The 18,087-nt window shown below is 69.8% G+C and carries 14 protein-coding genes; 4 read left to right on the top strand and 10 right to left on the bottom strand.

The annotated features are described in order from the left end of the window. Window positions 1-140: 140 nt before the first annotated feature. Together E3O67_RS04590 and E3O67_RS04595 are read left to right on the top strand one after the other, a co-directional pair. Window positions 141-2,330 carry an ATP-dependent Clp protease ATP-binding subunit gene (locus E3O67_RS04590; RefSeq protein WP_135102076.1) on the top strand — a complete coding sequence of 730 codons (2,190 nt, stop codon included), beginning with the start codon at window positions 141-143 and terminating at the stop codon, window positions 2,328-2,330. Between the two features lie 68 nt (window positions 2,331-2,398). Continuing rightward, window positions 2,399-3,445, top strand: coding sequence for a zinc-dependent alcohol dehydrogenase family protein (locus E3O67_RS04595; protein ID WP_135102078.1), 1,047 nt, complete (start codon window positions 2,399-2,401; stop codon window positions 3,443-3,445). A 57-nt stretch (window positions 3,446-3,502) separates the two neighbouring features. On the opposite strand, the gene E3O67_RS04600 is transcribed toward E3O67_RS04595, so the two are convergent. From E3O67_RS04600 to E3O67_RS04630, 7 genes are all read right to left on the bottom strand, one after another. Then, a complete protein-coding gene (locus E3O67_RS04600; RefSeq protein ID WP_135102079.1) occupies window positions 3,503-4,969 on the bottom strand; it encodes an NAD(P)/FAD-dependent oxidoreductase in 1,467 nt (488 codons plus the stop codon). A gap of 285 nt (window positions 4,970-5,254) precedes the next feature. After that, window positions 5,255-6,946 carry a long-chain-fatty-acid--CoA ligase gene (locus E3O67_RS04605; protein ID WP_134428914.1) on the bottom strand — a complete coding sequence of 564 codons (1,692 nt, stop codon included), beginning with the start codon at window positions 6,944-6,946 and terminating at the stop codon, window positions 5,255-5,257. Beyond that, complete coding sequence (locus E3O67_RS04610) at window positions 6,943-8,031, bottom strand: low specificity L-threonine aldolase (protein WP_174776791.1); 1,089 nt, start codon at window positions 8,029-8,031, stop codon at window positions 6,943-6,945. The genes E3O67_RS04605 and E3O67_RS04610 overlap by 4 nt, the downstream gene beginning before the upstream one ends. A 124-nt stretch (window positions 8,032-8,155) precedes the next feature. After that, window positions 8,156-9,259, bottom strand: a complete 1,104-nt coding sequence (locus E3O67_RS04615) for an ABC transporter permease (RefSeq protein WP_134428946.1) — start codon at window positions 9,257-9,259, stop codon at window positions 8,156-8,158. Window positions 9,260-9,309: 50 nt separating this feature from the next. Next, a complete protein-coding gene (locus E3O67_RS04620) occupies window positions 9,310-10,194 on the bottom strand; it encodes an ABC transporter ATP-binding protein (RefSeq protein ID WP_135102081.1) in 885 nt (294 codons plus the stop codon). Between the two features lie 87 nt (window positions 10,195-10,281). Then, window positions 10,282-10,965, bottom strand: a complete 684-nt coding sequence (locus tag E3O67_RS04625) for an SDR family oxidoreductase (RefSeq protein ID WP_241981984.1) — start codon at window positions 10,963-10,965, stop codon at window positions 10,282-10,284. Next, window positions 10,958-12,361 carry a DUF6421 family protein gene (locus tag E3O67_RS04630; RefSeq protein ID WP_134428917.1) on the bottom strand — a complete coding sequence of 468 codons (1,404 nt, stop codon included), beginning with the start codon at window positions 12,359-12,361 and terminating at the stop codon, window positions 10,958-10,960. Before E3O67_RS04630 ends, E3O67_RS04625 begins: the two co-directional genes overlap by 8 nt. Before the next feature lie 449 nt (window positions 12,362-12,810). Between E3O67_RS04630 and E3O67_RS04635 the strand changes: the two genes are divergently transcribed. Then, window positions 12,811-13,191, top strand: coding sequence for a DUF1622 domain-containing protein (locus E3O67_RS04635; protein ID WP_134428920.1), 381 nt, complete (start codon window positions 12,811-12,813; stop codon window positions 13,189-13,191). Between the two features lie 59 nt (window positions 13,192-13,250). On the opposite strand, the gene E3O67_RS04640 is transcribed toward E3O67_RS04635, so the two are convergent. Both E3O67_RS04640 and E3O67_RS04645 read right to left on the bottom strand, forming a co-directional pair. Continuing rightward, a complete protein-coding gene (locus E3O67_RS04640; protein ID WP_134428922.1) occupies window positions 13,251-14,519 on the bottom strand; it encodes a class I SAM-dependent methyltransferase in 1,269 nt (422 codons plus the stop codon). Between the two features lie 152 nt (window positions 14,520-14,671). Beyond that, window positions 14,672-15,664, bottom strand: coding sequence for an LLM class F420-dependent oxidoreductase (locus tag E3O67_RS04645; RefSeq protein ID WP_134428924.1), 993 nt, complete (start codon window positions 15,662-15,664; stop codon window positions 14,672-14,674). Window positions 15,665-15,750: 86 nt separating this feature from the next. Here E3O67_RS04645 and E3O67_RS04650 point away from each other — a divergent pair, with 86 nt between their 5' ends. Then, a complete protein-coding gene (locus E3O67_RS04650) occupies window positions 15,751-16,932 on the top strand; it encodes a glycerate kinase (RefSeq protein ID WP_134428926.1) in 1,182 nt (393 codons plus the stop codon). 51 nt (window positions 16,933-16,983) lie between these two features. Here the strand turns inward: E3O67_RS04650 and E3O67_RS04655 are convergent, their stop codons facing one another. After that, window positions 16,984-17,778 (bottom strand): 2,3-diphosphoglycerate-dependent phosphoglycerate mutase, encoded by a 795-nt coding sequence (locus E3O67_RS04655; protein WP_241981985.1) that lies wholly within the window; start codon window positions 17,776-17,778, stop codon window positions 16,984-16,986. Between the last annotated feature and the right edge of the window lie 309 nt (window positions 17,779-18,087).

Raw genomic sequence — 18,087 nt, forward strand, 5'->3', positions numbered from 1 at the left:
GGGTGCAGGCGGGCCTTGCGGGCCCGTTCGCCCCCGAACCGCTGGCGCGTTTTCCCGATGTCCTCTAAACTTGAGTCCATCAGACTCAGCTTTTCCACCGACCTGCGGCGCGAGCGGCCGGCCCGAGAGAGGATCCTCCGATGCAAGCAGGTCAGCAACCGCCCCAGGACGAAGCGAAGACGGCGCTGCAGCAGTACGGCGTCAACCTCACCGAGATCGCCAAGAGCGGCAAGCTCGACCCGGTGATCGGGCGGGACGCCGAAATCCGCCGGGTCAGCCAGGTGCTCACCCGCCGCACCAAGAACAACCCGGTGCTGATCGGGGAACCCGGCGTGGGCAAGACCGCCGTGGTGGAGGGCCTGGCCCAGCGCATCGTGGCCGGCGACGTGGCCGATTCCCTCAAGGGCAAGCAACTGGTGGCCCTCGACCTGGCGGCCCTGGTGGCCGGGGCGAAGTATCGCGGTGAGTTCGAGGAACGGCTCAAGGCCGTGCTCAAGGAGATCAACGACGCGCAGGGCCAGATCATCACCTTCGTCGACGAACTGCACACCCTGATGGGTGCCGGCGGCGGCGAGGGCTCCGTGGCTGCCTCCAACATGCTCAAGCCCATGCTCGCGCGCGGCGAACTGCGCCTGATCGGCGCGACCACGCTCAACGAGTATCGCGGATTCATTGAGAAGGATGCCGCCCTCGAGCGCCGCTTCCAGCCGGTGCTGGTCGACGAGCCGAGCGTGGAAGACACCGTGGCCATCCTGCGCGGCCTCAAGGAGCGCTACGAGGCGCACCACAAGGTGTTGATCGCGGACGCGGCACTGGTGGCCGCGGCATCCCTCTCCAACCGGTACATCACGGCCCGCCAGCTGCCCGACAAGGCCATCGACCTGATCGACGAGGCCGCCAGCCGGCTCAGGATGGAGATCGACTCCGCCCCGGTGGAGATCGACGAGCTGCGGCGCAGCGTGGACCGGCTCAAGCTGGAGGAACTCGCGCTGAAGAAGGAGAAGGACGACGCGTCGAAGGCCCGGCTGGAGAAGCTGCGCGGCGACCTCGAGGATCGTGAGCTGAAACTGACCGAGCTGCAGACACGCTGGGAGAAGGAACGCGCCTCGCTGAACCGGGTCGGCGGGCTCAAGGAGCGGCTCGACACCGCGCGCAGCGCGGCGGACCGGGCCGAACGGGAGGGCAACCTGGAGAAGGCGTCCCGGCTGCTCTACGGCGACATCCCCAAGATGGAGAAGGAGCTCGCCGCGGCCGAGCAGGCGGAGTCCGACGGGCCGCGCATGGTCAATGATCAGGTCACCGCCGAGGACATCGCCGCAGTGGTCGCCATGTGGACGGGCATCCCGGTGGGCCGGCTGCTGCAGGGCGAGACGGAGAAGCTGCTGAACCTCGAGGGTGAGCTCGGGCACCGCCTGGTCGGGCAGAGGCAGGCCGTGCGGGCGGTCGCCGACGCCGTGCGCCGCAGCCGAGCCGGTATCTCTGACCCGGACCGGCCGACCGGTTCGTTTCTCTTCCTCGGGCCGACCGGCGTGGGCAAGACAGAGCTCGCGAAGGCGCTCGCCGAGTTCCTTTTCGACGACGAGAAGGCGATGGTGCGCATCGACATGAGCGAGTACGGGGAGAAGTTTTCCGTGTCCCGCCTGGTCGGGGCGCCTCCCGGCTATATCGGCTATGAGCAGGGCGGGCAGCTGACCGAGGCCGTGCGCCGCCGCCCGTATTCGGTGATCCTGTTCGACGAGGTGGAGAAGGCGCATCCGGAGGTCTTCGATGTCTTGCTGCAGGTACTCGACGACGGCCGGCTGACGGATGGCCAGGGCCGCACCGTGGACTTCCGCAACACGATCCTGGTGCTGACCTCGAACCTCGGGTCGGCGTTCCTGATCGACCCGGTGCTCAGCCGGGAGGAGAAGGAGGCTGCCGTGCAGACGCTCGTGCGCCAGACGTTCAAGCCCGAGTTCGTCAACCGTCTCGATGACATCGTGGTGTTCCAGACGCTGTCGATGGAGGACCTCGGCCAGATCGTCGGGCTGATGGTGGACCGGCTGGAAAAGCGGCTGGTCGAGCGCCGGCTCGAGCTGGGGGTGACCCCGGATGCCCGCACCTGGCTGGCGGAGCGCGGCTACGACCCGATCTACGGCGCCCGCCCGCTGCGCCGGCTGATGCAGACCGAGATCGATGACAAGCTGGCGACCGCGATCCTGTCGGGCGCCGTGCGGGACGGCGACACGGTGCGCGTGGACTTGGCGCCGGACGGGGACTCGCTCAGCGTCGCCTCCGCCCCGCTGCTGGTTTCGGACCCGGTCGACCTCGACGACGACGCGCTGTTGTAGGGCTTCCCGTCGCCGCCGCTCCCCTGGCCGTCGGGAGACGGTCAGGTGGGCGGGCTTAGGCTTTGACCATGCGTGCAACAGTGATTTACGGGGAACGGGACATCCGCCTCGAAGAAGTATCCGATCCGATTCTCTCCACCGGCGGTGACGCCATCGTGCGCGTCGTCGCAGCCTGCGTCTGTGGCTCAGACCTCTGGCCCTACCGGGGAATCCAGCCCACCGAGGAGCCGAAACGAATCGGCCACGAGTTCGTCGGCATCGTCGAGGAGATCGGCGCCGACGTGAGCCGGATCAAGGTCGGCGACTTCGTCATCGCGCCGTTCTACGACTGCGACAATACCTGCATCAACTGCCAGAACGGCACCAGCACCTCCTGCCTGCACGGCGGCTGGTGGGGCTCGGACGACCAGCTCGGCGGCTTCGCCGATGGCGCCCAGGGCGAGAAGGTGCGCGTGCCGCACGCCGACGGGTCGCTCGTGGCGACGCCGACGCTGCCCACCGACGCCCAGGTTCCCGGTCTGCTGACCCTCGCCGACGTCATGGGCACCGGCCACCACGCCGCGGTCTCCGCCGGTGTGACCGCGGGCAGCACGGTCGTCGTCGTCGGCGACGGCGCGGTCGGCCTCTGCGCCATCATCGCGGCCAAGCGGCTCGGGGCATCCCGGATCGTGGCCATGTCGCGCCACCCCGAACGCCAGGTCGTGGCCCGCGAGTTCGGCGCCACCGACGTCGTCGAGGAGCGCGGCGAGGCCGGTGTGGCCCGCATCCGTGAACTCTTCGACGGCATCGGCGCGGACTGCGTGCTCGAGTGCGTCGGCACCAAGGAATCGATGGAGCAGGCGATCGCGTCGGCCCGTCCCGGCGGAATGGTCGGCTATGTCGGCGTGCCCACCGGCGGACCGATCGAGGTTCGCCCGCTGTTCGGGCGGAACGTGGGTCTGAACGGCGGCGTCGCATCCGTACGCGGTTACGCGGAAGAGCTGCTGCCGGAGGTGCTCTCGGGCGCCATCAACCCCGGCCGCGTGTTCGACCTGCAGCTGCCGCTGTCCGAGGTCGCCGAGGCCTACGCCGCCATGGACGAGCGGCGCGCCATCAAGGTGCTGCTGCGCCCGTAGGCCGGAGATCGGGCTTGTCGGGCATCTCGACAGGCTCGATCACCGCGACCGGCTCGATCACCGCGGGATTGGCGCGGCCACCGGGGCAGGCGCGGCCACCGGGGCAGGCGCGGCCACCGCGACCGGCTCCGGCGCCTCCAGCAGCAGACGACGGGCCGTGAGGCCGATGACCGCGCTGTAGGTGGGGTAGGCGAAGCGCACCCCGGCCAGGGTGGCAACGTCGACTCCGGCGGCCATCGCCGTCGTCACGGACTGGATCACCTCGACCGCGTTCTCCCCGGTGGCGTGGGCGCCGAGGATCAGTTCCCGCCGCCGGTCGGCGATCAGCTTGAGGAACCCCAGGTTCCGGCCGTCGATCACAGCGCGGTCGAGCTCGGAATAGGGCACTGTCGCGACGACGCAGTGCGGGTCCCGAGCCCTGGCCTCCTCCTCGGTGAACCCCACGCCCGCGTAGTCGGGGTCGGTGAAGCCGCCGGCAGGGAGCAGGTGGTGCGGCGTTCTGCGATTGGCGCCCAGCACCGCGTTCTCGGCGGCGGCTTCACCCTCGAACTGGGCGGCCTGCACGAGCATGTCCCGTCCATTCGCGTCGCCGACGGCGAAAATGTGAGGCACGACGCTCCGGAAGTACAGGTCCACCGGGATCGCCGAACGTTCGGTGGTGATGCCGGCCTGATCGAGTCCCAGGTCGTCGACATCCGCTGGCCAGCCGGTGGACATGATGACGGCATCGAAGTCGGCGGACTGCCCCGCTCCGTTCTCGCGCCAGGACAGGGTGAGGGTTCCGTCGGCTTGCTGCTGGATCGCGGTCACCGTGTCAATTCCCGTGTGCACGGCCACACCCTGCCGGCGGAATGCCGTCGACACCGTGTCGGAGATGTCGGAATCCGATGCCGTCAGGATGCGCGGGGCGACGTCGAGCAGGGTCACCGCCGAGCCGAAGGAGCTGAACACCGTGACTAGTTGTGCGCCGGTGTTGCCGGCGCCGATCACGGCGACCCGTCGGGGAAGGGCCGGCAGCTTCAGGATGTCTTCCGGGACTGTCGCCAGGTGCGCCCCCGGCACGGGCAGGCGCCGAGAGTGCCCGCCGACGCAGACCAGGAACGTGTCGGCGGTGAGGATGCGGCCGGTGTCCAGGACCACGGAGTGCGGATCGATGAATCGCGCCCGGCCTTCCAGAACCAGTTCGATTCCCGAAGCCTCGAACCGCTCGGCCTCGCTCTTGATCGAGCGTACCTTGTTCACCCGCGACTGCACCCGATCGACCATGGTGGCCCAGTCGATGCGCGGGTCGCTGACCACGATTCCATAGGTATCCGCCGTGCGCACCTCGCGCATCAGGCGTGCCGCCTTGGCGAGCACCCGCGTCGGCACGCACCCCGTGTTCACGCAGGTTCCGCCGAGCCGGTCGGCCTCCGCCACGGCGACGCGGGCTCCCAGTTCGGCGGCCCGGAGCGCTGCGGCCGTTCCAGCCGGCCCCGCGCCGATGACGACGACATCGAAGTGGTCAAGAGTGTTTCTGGTCATCGTGGTCTCCACCGGTGGTCACTCCTGAGAGCGCCCGGACGCTTGTCCGAGAAAAATAGTCGGATGACATTTTTACCTGACGGGGCTGTGGAGTTACTGTGTCGGGGCGGGGATCTCGACAGGGATCTCGACAGGCTCGACCGCCGGTGCGGCTCGATCACCGAGCCGCCGAGACCTCCGGCGTGCGAGTGCGGGTGAATTGTCGGTGTGGCGCGTACTGAACGACGATTCAAGCGCACGGGCGAGCCGGAGGTCGGCTGATCGGGCTGCGGGGGAGCCCGGGCGCTACTCCTCGATCAGACCCGCGCGCACCTCGCGGCGCAGCACCTTGCCGATCAGTGACCGGGGCAACTCGTCGACCGCCACGACGGTGCGGGGCACCTTGTAGGCGGAGAGCCGGGTGCGGCAGTAGGTGCGGATGGCGTCCACGTCGAGGGTGGCACCCGGCGCCAGCACCACCGCGGCGGCCACGTCTTCGCCGCCGTTCGCGCTCGGCAGCCCAACGACGGCGGCGTCGGCGACATCCGGATGCGACAGCAGGGCCGCCTCGACCTCGGAGGGCGCCACGTTGAAGCCGCCGGTGATGATGAGCTCCTTGATGCGGTCGACGACCGTGACGAAGCCGTCGGCGGAGACCCGCACGATGTCGCCGGTGCGCAGCCAGCCCCCCTCGAGCAGGGTCTTGGCGGTCTCGGTCGGCTGGTCCCAGTAGCCGGAGAAGACCTGCGGGCCACGGATGAGCAGCTCACCCTCTTCCTCGATTCCGCGGTTCACGGTGGGGTCGTCCGGGTCCACCACGCGGATCTCGGTGCTCGGGAACGGCACGCCCACCGTGCCGGGGCGTCGGCTGGGGCCCATCGGGTTGCCGACGGCGATCGGCGAGGCCTCGGTCATGCCGTAGCCCTCGACCAGCAGCCCGCCGGTGGCGGCCTCCCAGCGTTCCACGATCGACACCGGCAGGCTCATCGCGCCCGAGATGGCGTAACGAACGCTGCGGAGGCTCACATTCTTCGCCGCCGCGGCCTTCACGAGGCGGTCGTAGATCGGCGGAACGGCCGGCATGAACGTGGGTGGGGTGCGCCGGGCCGCATCGAGCAGCAGTCCCTCGTCGAACTTGGGGAACAGCACGAGCCGGGCGCCGGTGGCCATCGCGAAGGTCAGGCACAGGGTCAGGCCGTAGGCGTGGAACATGGGCAGGACCGCGTAGAAGACTTCCTCGCCGGGACGCAGCCCCTGCACCCAGGCCTCGCCCTGCAGGGCATTCGCGCGCAGGTTGAAGTGGCTGAGGATGGCGCCCTTCGGGGTGCCGGTGGTGCCGCTGGTGTACTGGAGCGCGGCCGTGTCGGTGACCTTCGGGCGCGGGTGGCTGTGGCGCAGCTTGCGCGAGCCGACGATGCCGGCCCAGGTGAAGGCATCCTTGCCCAAGGGGCCTGAGGTCAGGGCGTCGCGCGACTCGCGGGCTTTCGCTATCGGCAGTTTGAGCAGGAGCCGCTTGGCGAGCGGCATCGCCTCCGTCAGGTTCACCGCGATCACGGTGCGTAGGCCCAGGTCGGCGGGGAAATCGGTGACGGTCTTGTAGATCTTGTCCCAGACAATCACGACGCGGGCGCCGTGGTCCTCGAACTGGTGCCGGAGCTCGCGCTCGGTGTAGAGCGGGTTGTGCTCGACCACGATCGCGCCCAGGCGCAGCACGGCGTAGAAGGCCACCACATGCTGCGGGCAGTTCGGCAGTACCAGGGCCACCCGGTCGCCGGGCTTGACGCCGAGGCGCAGCAAGCCGTTCGCGGCGCGGGAGATCTGCTCGCCGAGCTCGGCGTAGGTGGTGGTGGCGCCGAAGAAGTCGAGTGCCACACTGGGGCCGAACCGGCGCGCGGAGGTCTCGATCATGTCGGAGAGCGTGTCGGTCGGCTCTTGGATGGTGCTTGGAACGCCGGGGGCGTAGGAGCCGAGCCAGGGTTTGTTCTCGAAGACGTTCATCGGGCTGCCAGCTCTCGGATCAGGGCCGCGACGAATGCGTCGATGTCGGCCTCGTCGGTGTCGAAGCCGCACATCCAGCGCACCTCGTTGGTCGCAGGGTTCCAATCGTAGAACCGGAAGTGCCCGCGAAGGCGATCGGCCACGCCGGGCGGCAGGATCGCGAAGATCGCGTTGGCCTGGGTGTTCTGGGTGAAGGACAAACCCTCGATCTGACCGGCGGCGATGCCGGCCTCGAGAGCGGTGCGCATCCGTTGGGCCATGGCGTTGGAGTGGCCGGCGTTCCGCAGCCAGAGGTCGCCGCCGAGCAGCGCGATCAGCTGGGCCGAGATGAAGCGCATCTTCGAGGCCAGTTGCATGTTCAGTTTGCGCAGGTAGATCAGGCCGGCGGATGCCTCCGGGTTCAGTACCACGACACACTCGCCGTACATCATGCCGTTCTTGGTGCCGCCGAAGCTGAGCACGTCGACGCCGGCGTCGCGGGTGAAGGCGCGGAACGGCAGGCCGAGCGAGGCGGCGGCGTTGGACAGGCGGGCGCCGTCCATGTGCAGCTTCATGCCGTGGGCGTGCGCGTGGTCGGCGATGGCCTGCACCTCGTCGACGGTGTACGCGGTGCCGAGCTCGGTGGTCTGGGTGATCGACACGACCAGTGGCTGAGCCCGGTGCTCGTCGCCCCAGCCCCACGCCTGCTGGTCGATCAGAGCGGGGGTGAGCTTGCCGTCGGGGGTGTCGACGGTGAGGAGCTTGATGCCGGCCACCTTTTCGGGGGCGCCCGCCTCATCCGTGTTGATATGGGCGGTGGATGCGCAGATCACGGCGCCCCAGCGCGGCAGCATCGACTGCAGGCCGATCACATTGGCGCCGGTGCCGTTGAAGACCGGGAAGGCCTCCACGCCCGCGCCGAAGTGTTCGGCGAAGACCTGCTGCAGCCTGGCCGTGTAGACGTCTTCGCCGTAGGCGATCTGGTGCGCGCCGTTGGCGGCGACGATCGCGTCGAGGATCTCGGGATGCACCCCGGAGTAATTGTCGGAGGCAAACCCGCGCGAGGAAAGGTCATGGAGTTGAGTCACCACTCCATCTTTGCGCATCCGTCTGCCTCGGTTCTGTGCGCTCGGTGTGCGAATTCGACGGAGATTGTGCCTTGAAACGGTGTTTTCGGGCCGAAACGCGGCCGTCAGGGCACAATCTCCGTCGAATTGGTTCGGGGTCGGGTCAGCCGCGCAGGGCCTGGCGCAACGTGACGCGGGCTCCCATCCGGAGCAGGGAGTTCGAGTAGATCCGGGAGCCCAGCAGGATGACCACGGCCGTCGATGCGAGCAGGATCGCCAGCGAGAGCAGCGGCTCCCACCAGGCGGCGGTGCCGAGGAAGATGCGCATCGGCATGCCGACCGGGGCCGAGAACGGGATGTAGGACATGATCGCGAGCACGGTGGGGTTGTCGTTGAAGAAGATCACCAGGAAATAGGGAATCATCACGAGGAACAGCACCGGCGAGGTGGCCGAGCCCACGTCTTCCTGGCGGGAGACCATCGAGGCGGTCGCGGCGAACAGCGCCGCGAGCATGATGAAGCCGAACGCGAAGAACACGGCGAACCAGAGGATCGACGGCCCGACGGTGCCCAGCAGGCTGATTTGGCCGGTTGTGGCCATGCCGATCGCCACCAGCGAGCTGATCGCCACGATCTGCCCGAAGGCCATGATGCTGTTGCCCACCACCTTGCCGCCGAGCAGAGCGCGCACCGGAATGGTGGTCATCAAAATCTCGACGACCCGGGTCTGCTTCTCCTCGACGACGCTCTGCGCGATGGTCGAGCCGAACGTGATCGCCGACATGAAGAAGACCAGCCCGAAACCTAGCGAGACGAGGTAGACCAGGCCGTCGCTCTGCCGCGAGGTCGGCTCCAGCACGCTCACTGCGGGCGTAACGCTCAGGGCCGCGAGCACGCCGACCGGCGGGGAGCTGAGGGCGATGACGCGCACGCCGAGCAAGGCATCGGCTCGGGTGGACGGAACGACCGCAGCGGAAACGGTGCCGTCCCGCACCAGGTCCTCGGCAGTGGCGACGTCGTCGGCCTTCACCGTCGTGAACGACTCGGTTTGCTCCACGATCTGGGCGGCGGCACCGACGACGGCCACCTTGGGCAGGGTCTGGTTCTGGCTCGCGATGCTGCCGGCGACGACGGAACCGATCGAGATGAGCAGCAGGATGCCCGTGGAGACCAGGAACGCCTTGCTGCGCAGCCGCGCCACGATCTCGCGGGTGGCGACGAGCCACACGCTCCGGGCGAAGCTCGGGGCCGGGTACCGCGGGCGCACCTGCGCACGGTCGGTGTGCGGCGTGCCGGTGAGGTCGTTCCGGGGCGTGCTCACTGAACGACCTCCTTGAAGATGGTGGCGAGGCTGGGGCGCTGCTGGCTGAACGACGTGACCGGGCCCAGGTCGAGAGCCTGGCGCAGGACGGCCTGGCTGGCGGCATCCGTTTCGGTCTCGAACACGGCGACCCCGTCGGAGAGGTCGAGCACGGAGATGCCGGGCACGGCGCGGATCCACTCCGCGGTGGCGGCCGTGCGGAGTTCGAACCGGGGGCTGCTGTGTTGTTCGCGCAGCTGCTCGCGGGGGCCGTTCGCCCGGATCTCGCCGTCGGCGATGATCACGACGTCGTCGCAGAGACGCTCGACGATGTCGAGCTGGTGCGAGGAGAACAGCACCGGCGCGCCCTGGGCGGCGAAGCCGGAGAGCACGCTCATGACCACCTCGACGGCGAGCGGGTCGAGGCCGGAGAACGGCTCGTCGAGCACGAGGAACTCCGGGTCGTGCACGAGCGCGGCCGCGATCTGGGCGCGCTGCTGGTTGCCGAGCGAGAGGGACTGCACCAGGTCGCCGGTGCGCTCGCCGAGTCCGAGCCGGTCGAGCAGCTCGGCGGTGTTGCGGCGGGCGGATGCCGGGCTCAGCCCGTGCAGGCGGGCCAGGTAGACGAGGTGCTCGCCGACCCGCATCTTCGGGTAGAGGCCGCGCTCCTCCGGCATGTAGCCGAAGCGGCGACGGTCGTCGCTGGACAGCGGAACGCCGTCTTGCAGCACCGTGCCGGAGTCGGCCGACAGCACACCGAGGATGATCCGCATGGTGGTGGTCTTGCCGGCGCCGTTCGCGCCGACGAAACCGGTCAGGCGTCCGCCGTCGACGCCGAAGCTCACGTCGGTCAGTACTTTCCGGGTGCCGTAGCGCTTGTTGATGGACCTGATTTCGAGCATGCCTACCCCTTCGAAGCCTGGTCCCACGCTAGCGTGCCGCGAGTTGCGGCCGGCCGGCTTCCGCTCTTCCCTCCAACTGTCAGCGGTTCACTCGGTCGGCGGGGCCAGGAGCATCCGGGAATTGTTGACGGATGCCGCGGGCGGGTCCCAGAGGGAAACGACCTCAGTCGCCAGCTCGGTTTCCAGCCCGGCGAGGGCACGCACGACGAAGACGACCGCCGCGGCATCCGAGCCTGCCTTGGCGAAGCCTTGACCGACCGCGCGGGTCCAGGTCTCGGCGGCGGCCTTCGCGGCGGCGTAGTTCGCGCCGCCCGGGGCGGGTTTGTCGACCGAGACACTGGATACGATCGCCAGGCGCCCGGCCGGCGAGGCCAGCAGGTCGTCGTTGAACGCGCGAGTGGTGTTGCGGAGCGTGGTGACGACATGCGCGTGCAGGAAGTCCCAGTCCTCGTCGGACTGGCCGGCCAGTCCGCCGCCGCCGCGCCAGCCGCCGACCAGGTGGATCAGGCCGTCGATGCGGCCGTGCTCGGCGTGCACGGCGTCGGCCAGCGCCGTGACCTCCGCGAGGACGCCGAGGTCGCAGACATACGTTTCGGCGCCGGTGACCTCGGCCTGGAGGCCCTGCAGGCGCTCGGCGTTGGAGCCGACCGCGATCACGCGCGCGCCGGCATCCGTCAGCGCGATGGCCACGGCGCGGCCGGCCGCGGTGGTCGCACCGGCAATGAGCACGGTGCGACCGGCAACGGCCCGGCCGGCAGCGGAATCAGTCACGCCCGGTGAGCCCGGCGGTCGACTCGATCACGGGCTTCATCTTCTTGTCGAGCGCCTCGAAGAACATCGACAGCGGGAACTCGTCGTCGAGCACGAGGTCGGTGTAGCCCTTCGGCGCGCCGGCGAGCACGTCCAACGGCAGGCCGCGAGCCCACTGCGACGCCGGGTTCGGCGTGAGCGTCTTCGCGATCATGTCGTAGGCGGCCAGCCAGTGGGACTTCTTCGGCCGGTCGATCGACTCCCAGTAGAGGTCGTCGATCTGCGCGCCGAGCGCGATGACGACGTCGGGCACGGCCGCCCAGTCGAAGGTGAGCCGGGTGTCTGTCCAGTGCAGCACGTGGTGCTGGTGCATCCACGCGAACAGCAGCTGCCCGCCCAGCCCGTCGTAGTTGCGCACCCGGCTGCCGCTGATCGCGAACCGGAAGATCCGGTCGAAGATCACGGCATACTGCACGAGTTTCGCGTGCCTGCGCGCCTCCGGACTCGCATTCTCGTCGCGTTCGATCGTGACCGATTCGCGGAATGCGGTCAGGTCGCAGCGCAGCTCCTCGAGCGAATAGAGGAAGAACGGCATCCGCTGCTTGATCATGAACGGGTCGAACGGCAGGTCGCCGCGCATGTGCGTGCGGTCGTGGATGAGGTCCCACATGACGAAGGTTTCCTCGGCCAGGTGCTGGTCGTCGAGCAGCGCCGCCGCGTCGGCGGGCAGTTCGAGACGCGTGATCTCGGCGGCCGCGCGCACGACTCGACGGAACCGGGCAGCCTCGCGGTCGGCGAAAATCGCACCCCAGGTGAAGGTGGGAATCTGGCGCATGGCGACGGTCTCGGGGAACAGCACGGCCGAGTTGGTGTCGTAGCCGGGCGTGAAGTCGAGGAACCGGATCGGCACGAACAGACCGTTCGTGTACTCCTGCTCGAGCTCGTCGATGAACTCCGGCCAGATGACCTCGATCAGCACGGCCTCGACGAAACGGTTCGTGCTGCCGTTCTGGGTGTACATCGGGAACACGACCAGGTGACGGATGCCGTCGGCCCGCTGCTGCTGCGGCTGGAACACCATCAGGGAGTCGAAGAAGTCCGGCACGCCGAAGCCCTCGCTGCACCAGCGGGTGAAGTCCACGTTCACGGCCGTGAGGTAGGCGGCGTCGTGCGGGAACAGCGGGGCGAGCTCGTCGATGGCTGCGACGATCACGTCGACGTGCGCCGCGGCATCCGTGTGGGCGTCGGCGACGGGAATCGAGCCGTCCTGCGCTTGGCTGGCCTGCAGCGCGGTGGCCGCGGACTTGAGGCGGAGCCAGGCCGGGTGGGTTGCCGGGTCGGCGGCGACGGTGCTGGCGGCATCCTCTAGAACCTCGGGCTCACCGACCAGTGCATCTTGCGCAATGTAATTCGACATGGGAACCTCCGTTCTTCGTGAGTGCCGCGGTCGCGGCGGGGTGGTGCGGTGGTGCGGGCTGGAGCCGTGCAGCGTGCGTTTCGGTGCCATCCGGCGCCACGGTCCAGAGTAGCGGGAGGCCGCGAGCGTTTTCTTGCCATAACTCGCAACGAATCGCCGTGTTCCCGCCCTTCGCTCGCCGAAAACCCCCGTTCCGGTCGAAAGTGTCCGTTCCGCGGGTCACTCTCGACCGGAACGGGCACGGTCGGGTGAGCGCCGCGGCCCGCCGCCCGCGGCTCAGACGTCGAGAATCGCCGATAGTGCCGAGTGACGCCGTCCCGCCGGCGATTGTGGGCGCAAACGGCGACTCTCAAGGCAGGGGTCGACCGCGCGGACGGCTCGACCGGCGGGGTCGCCCGCGCTATCGTCGCAGCGACCATGCAGCGACCATGCAGCGAGGAGCGCCGCCGATGAACTTTGACGAGGTGATCTCGGCGGTCGTGCGGGTCGTGGAGGCGGCCGGCGCGGCCATCATGGTGCTCGGCGGTGCGACCGCGTTCCTCGCCGCGGTGCCTGCCGTGCTGCGGGCGGACACCCGGCAGCGAGCCTACGAGGAGTTGCGGCGCAATCTGGGCCGGGCCATCCTGCTCGGACTCGAAGTGCTGATCATCGCCGACATCATCCGTACCATTCTGGTGGATCCAACCCCGGAGAGCGTGCTGGTGCTCGGCGCGATCGTGGTGATCCGGGTGCTGCTCAGTTTTTCGCTCGAGGTGGAGATGGACGGCATCTGGCCCTGGTCCCGCTGGAGGCTCGCCGCGACCAAGAGCGGTAAGCAGAACCTCGAGTAGCGCCCGAAACGACATGTCTGAGGGGTGTACTCCGCCGCCGACCCCTCAAACGTGACGGTTCAGCGAGCAGCGTCGGCCACGTCGGCGGCGACGTCCGGCGCCTGGGCCGGCGCCGGGACGGCTCGAAGCCGCCAGAGTGACGTCACTTCCTTCGACCGGGCGGCGTGCAGGGGGTCGGATGCGTCGGCGGCGCGACCGTGCACGGGCTTGGTGTCCAGACGGGCGACCACCTCGAGGCCGGAATCCTCGATCAGGTCGAGGAGTTCGCCGCGGGAGCGCAACCCGAGGTGTTCGGCGATGTCGGAGAGCACGAGCCAGCCCTCCCCGGCCGGTTCGAGGTGGTCGGCCAGCCCCGACAGGAAGCCCCGCAGCATCCGGCTGTCGGGGTCGTAGACGGCGAAGTCGGTGGCGGTGACGGCGGACGCGGGGATCCATGGCGGGTTGCAGACCACCAGGTCGGCGCGGCCGGCGGGGAACAGGTCGGCCCGGGCGATCTCGACCGAACCGGCGAGCCCGAGCCGCGTGATGTTCTCGCGCGCGCAGGCAAGCGCCCGCGGCTCCTGGTCGGTGCCGACCACGTGACGGATGCCACGCCGCGCCAGCACCGCCGCGAGCACCCCGGTGCCCGTGCCGATGTCGAACGCCGAGGCGGCCCGGGCGCTCGAGCCGGACTCGCCTGCGCCGGTCTCACCCGCGCCCCCGGCCCAGGCCGCCGGCAGCGGGGCGGTGTTGACGAGGTCGAGGTACTCGCCGCGCACGGGCGAGAAGACCCCGTAGTGCGGGTGGATGCGGGCGCCGAGCGCGGGCACGTCGACGCCGGTCGTGCGCCACTCGTGCGCCCCGATGACGCCGACGAGCTCGCGCAGGGCGGTGACCGAGGCATCCGTCGTCGGGCCGTAAGTCTCGGTGCAGGCGCGCCGCACGTCGGGCGCGCGACGGAGCGGAACGGTGTAGTCGGCGTCGAGCGGCACGAGCACCAGGGCCAGCAGCCGGGCACGGCGCAACGCCTCGGACCGGTGGTGCCGGAATGCCGCGGCCAGGTCGGTCGTGGGCGCGTGCCGGCCGCGGTCGGCGCGGCGGGCGAGGGCGCTGAGCAGCTGGCGGGCGTTCTGGAAGTCGCCGCGCCAGAGCATGCCGGTGCCGTTCTGGGCCAAGCGGTAGGCGGAATCCGCGGTCAGGGTGTCGTCGGCGATGATGACGCGTTGCGGCGGCGCCCAGCCGCTCTCCGAGTGCCAGAGGGCCGAGCGGGTCTGCCCGGCCTCCTCCCAGGTGATGCGGGCGGGGCCGGCCGGGGTCGCGGCTCCGGCGTCGGTGCTGGTGTTGCTCATGGTTCCATCCTTGCGCTCGAATGCGCCGCGTGCGTTCGAATGCGCCGCGTGCGCTCGAATGCGCCGAGTGCGCCGAATGTTTCGGTCGAGTTCGAGTGGTGTGCGGATCGAACTCGACCGGAAGTGTCGAACTCGGCGGGGACTGCGCCCGATCAGCGCAGCGCGGGCATGACCTCGCGTTCGAACAGTTCCAGGCCCGAGCGGTCGTAGGCGGCCTCCGGGAAGTAGTGGATCGCGTAGCCGAGGCCGCGTGCCTTCATACCGTTCAGGCGATCGACGACCTGTTCCGGCGTGCCGACGCCCTGCGCCTCGCCGCTGCGGTACTCGGCCATGAACGCCGTCGCGCCGTCTTCCCCGAGGAAGGGCGTGACCCGGGACTGGATGGCGTCGAGCCTGTCGGCGACCTCGGCATCCGTCGCCCCGATCACGGTGTTGTAGTTCGCCGAGCGGGTGATGGCGCCGAACTCGGTGCCTTCCGCCTGGCAGTGCGCCTCGAGCAGCTCGCTCTTGTGTGTGAAGCCCTCGGGGGAGCCGTCGAAGTTCGTGTAGTTCGCGTACTTCGCCGCGATCTTGAGGGTGACCTTCTCGCCGCCGCCGGCGATCCAGACCGGGATGCCGCCGTCCTGCAACGGGAGGGGCCGCACGATGGCGCCGTCCACCTGGTAGTGCTGCCCGTTGAGGGTGGCCGTGCCGGTGGTCCAGGCCTGGCGCATGATCTGCACACCCTCGTCGAGGCGGGCGAGGCGCTCGCCTGCACGGGGGAAGCCGTAGCCGTAGGCGCGCCATTCGTGCTCGTACCACCCGGCGCCGATGCCCATTTCGACGCGTCCGCCGGAGATGATGTCGATGGTCGAGGCGACTTTCGCGAGGTAGGCCGGGTTGCGGTAGCTGATGCAGGTGCACATCTGGCCGAGGCGCACCCGCTTCGTGGTGGCGGCGAACGCGCTCATCAGCGTCCAGGCCTCGTGGGTGGCCTCGGCACTCGGCACCGGCACGGTGTGGAAATGGTCGTACACCCAGATCGACTCCCACTCACCGGCGTCGGCGTGCGCGGCGAGGCCGCTCATGGTCGCCCACTGCTCGGCGGGATCGATATCGACCAGGTCGTGACGCCAGCCCTGAGGTATGAAGAGTCCGAATCGCATGGTTTCGAGCCTACGCGGGTGCAACGGATGCGGCCTCCGGAGCCGCGCAGTTGCAGCGGGTGCCCGGGACCGGGAAGATCAACAGCATGAAGTTCGTTCTGGCTCCCGACTCGTTCAAGGAATCCATGTCGGCCGCCGAGGCGGCCGAGGCCCTTGAGCGAGGAATCCGTTCCGTGTTCCCCACCGCCCAGTGCGTGCGGGTGCCGATGGCGGACGGCGGCGAGGGCACCGTGGAGGCGCTGGTCTCCGCCTGCGCCGGCGAATTCGTGGTGACCGAGGTGCAGGATGCCTGCGGTCGCCCGGTGCAGGCCGCCTACGGCTACGTGGCCGCCGAGCAACTGGCGATCATCGAGGTCGCTGCGGCGGCCGGCATCCACCTCGTGGCCTCGGCCGACCGCGACGTGCGCAGCGCGAGCACGTTCGGCGTCGGGCAGCTCATCACCGATGCGCTGGACCGAGGCGCGAGCCGGTTCGTGGTTGGGCTGGGCGGCTCGGTGACCAATGACGGCGGGGCCGGGATGCTCCATGCCCTCGGCGCGCGGCTGCTCGATTCCGACGAACGCGACCTCGGGAACGGTGGCGCTGAGCTCTCGCGACTGAGCCGGATCGATCTGGAGGGGTTCGACCCGCGGGCGCGGTCCGCGTCGTTCGAGATTGCGAGCGACGTCGCCAATCCGTTGCTCGGCCCCGACGGGGCCTCCACCGTCTTCGGCCCGCAGAAGGGCGCCGATCCGCAGGCCGTGCTGGACCTCGAGGAGGCGCTCACGGTCTTCGCGCGGGTGCTCGCCGCGGACTCCGGACGTTCCGTGGCAGATCTTCCCGGCGCCGGTGCGGCCGGCGGGCTCGGCGCGGCCTTCCTGGCCTGCTTCGACTCCCGCATGCGCCGCGGCGTGGAGGTGGTGATGGAGGCTGCCCTCCTCGAGCAGCGCCTGAGCGGGGCCGACTTTGTCTTCACGGGCGAGGGTAGCATCGACGGGCAGACCCTCCACGGTAAGACCCCGCTCGGTGTGGCAGAGGCTGCCGCGCGTCACGGTGTGCCCGTGGTCGCGTTCGCGGGCCGGGTTGGACCGGGGGCCGAGGTGCTCTACGACCAGGGCTTCGCCGCGCTGGTGCCGATCGTGCAGGAGGTCAGCGACCTCCAGCGCGCGCTGACGGATGGCCCGGCGAACCTGGAACGGACCGCCGCCACGGTGTGCCGAATCCTTGCCCTCGGCCAGTCGGCCGGGGTCGCGCGCGGGGCGCAGACAGGCTGGGCGACGGGCGCTTGAGCGGCGCGCACGCCGGAGCGTGTCAGGCCCAGGGGCGAACGCCCGTGATCGCTAGGTGCCGCCCTCGTTCGCGAGCGTGATGGCGGCCGCCAGCGCGGTGACGGAGTCGAGGTAGCGGCCGCCGGCCGGCGCGGGGTGCCCCCGGGCGTCGAAACGGTAGACCAGCGGCTGCCCGGTGGGTAGGTTCAGGTCGCGGATCTGCCGGTCGTCGAGACCGTCGATTACCGCGCAGAGGGCCCGCAGGGAGTTGCCGTGCGCGACCACGAGCACGGTCTCGCCGCGGGCGAGGAGCGGCGCCACGCGCTCGGTGAGGAAGGCATCCACTCGGGTGATCACGTCGCTCAGCGCTTCGGTGCGGGTGAGCGCGGCCGGCGGCAGCGCGCGGAACAGGGCGGTGCCGGCGAACTCGTCGTAGAGCCGGTCGCCCATGGCGGGCGGGGCCTCGGCGACCGAGCGGCGCCAGGCCACGAACTGCTCCTCACCGAATTCCGCGCGCACATCGTCCTTGGATCGACCGGTCAGCGCGCCGTAGTTGCGTTCATTCAACCGCCAGTCGGCGTCGCAGCCGGCCAGGGGGCAGGCCAGCCCGGCGGCGACGATCGCGGCCGTCTGCCGGGCGCGCGCCAGGGTCGAGGTGAACAGGGTGACGGATGCTGCGAGGTGGGGCAGCGCATCGACCCGCGGCACGTCGAGGGGCAGTGCCGCGTTCAGCAGGGCGGTGGCCCCAGAGGCCTCGCGGATTCCCTGGTTCGACAGCGGCGCATCCAGCACGCCCGTGAACAGCCCGGCGGCGTTCGCGGTGCTCTCGCCGTGCCGCAGCACGATCAACACCCCCGCTTCACGCACGGTAACCAGCCCTGTTCGATCTCGCCTGCCCGGCGGCGGATGCCGCAGCCGGGGAGTCACGGCGTCGTCCGCCGGCATTCCTCAGGTTACAGTCCCGCCGTCGCCGCAACCCAGCCGCGCGTGCGCGCAATGTGTCTCTGCGGCGGCGCCAAGGGGGCAGATTGGGCGCACGCGCGGCAGTGGGACGGCCTAGAAGCCGAAGTCGCCGCCGCCGAAGTCGCCGCCGCCGAAGTCGCCGCCGCCGCCGGAACCCGCGTCGCCGCCGGAACCCGCGTCGCCGCCGGAACCCGCGTCGCCGCCGGAACCCGC

Origin of the sequence: Cryobacterium sp. TMT3-29-2, from assembly GCF_004564305.1 — a bacterium.
GTDB lineage: Bacteria > Actinomycetota > Actinomycetes > Actinomycetales > Microbacteriaceae > Cryobacterium > Cryobacterium sinapicolor.

Bases quoted from the DNA above. Each gene is read 5' to 3' on its own strand.
- E3O67_RS04600 (WP_135102079.1), bottom strand. From the start codon at position 4,969: ATGACCAGAAACACTCTTGACCACTTCGATGTCGTCGTCATCGGCGCG.
- E3O67_RS04650 (WP_134428926.1), top strand. From the start codon at position 15,751: ATGAAGTTCGTTCTGGCTCCCGACTCGTTCAAGGAATCCATGTCGGCC.
- E3O67_RS04620 (WP_135102081.1), bottom strand. From the start codon at position 10,194: ATGCTCGAAATCAGGTCCATCAACAAGCGCTACGGCACCCGGAAAGTA.
- E3O67_RS04610 (WP_174776791.1), bottom strand. From the start codon at position 8,031: ATGCGCAAAGATGGAGTGGTGACTCAACTCCATGACCTTTCCTCGCGC.
- E3O67_RS04605 (WP_134428914.1), bottom strand. From the start codon at position 6,946: ATGAACGTCTTCGAGAACAAACCCTGGCTCGGCTCCTACGCCCCCGGC.
- E3O67_RS04630 (WP_134428917.1), bottom strand. From the start codon at position 12,361: ATGTCGAATTACATTGCGCAAGATGCACTGGTCGGTGAGCCCGAGGTT.
- E3O67_RS04595 (WP_135102078.1), top strand. From the start codon at position 2,399: ATGCGTGCAACAGTGATTTACGGGGAACGGGACATCCGCCTCGAAGAA.
- E3O67_RS04645 (WP_134428924.1), bottom strand. From the start codon at position 15,664: ATGCGATTCGGACTCTTCATACCTCAGGGCTGGCGTCACGACCTGGTC.
- E3O67_RS04640 (WP_134428922.1), bottom strand. From the start codon at position 14,519: ATGAGCAACACCAGCACCGACGCCGGAGCCGCGACCCCGGCCGGCCCC.
- E3O67_RS04635 (WP_134428920.1), top strand. From the start codon at position 12,811: ATGAACTTTGACGAGGTGATCTCGGCGGTCGTGCGGGTCGTGGAGGCG.
- E3O67_RS04590 (WP_135102076.1), top strand. From the start codon at position 141: ATGCAAGCAGGTCAGCAACCGCCCCAGGACGAAGCGAAGACGGCGCTG.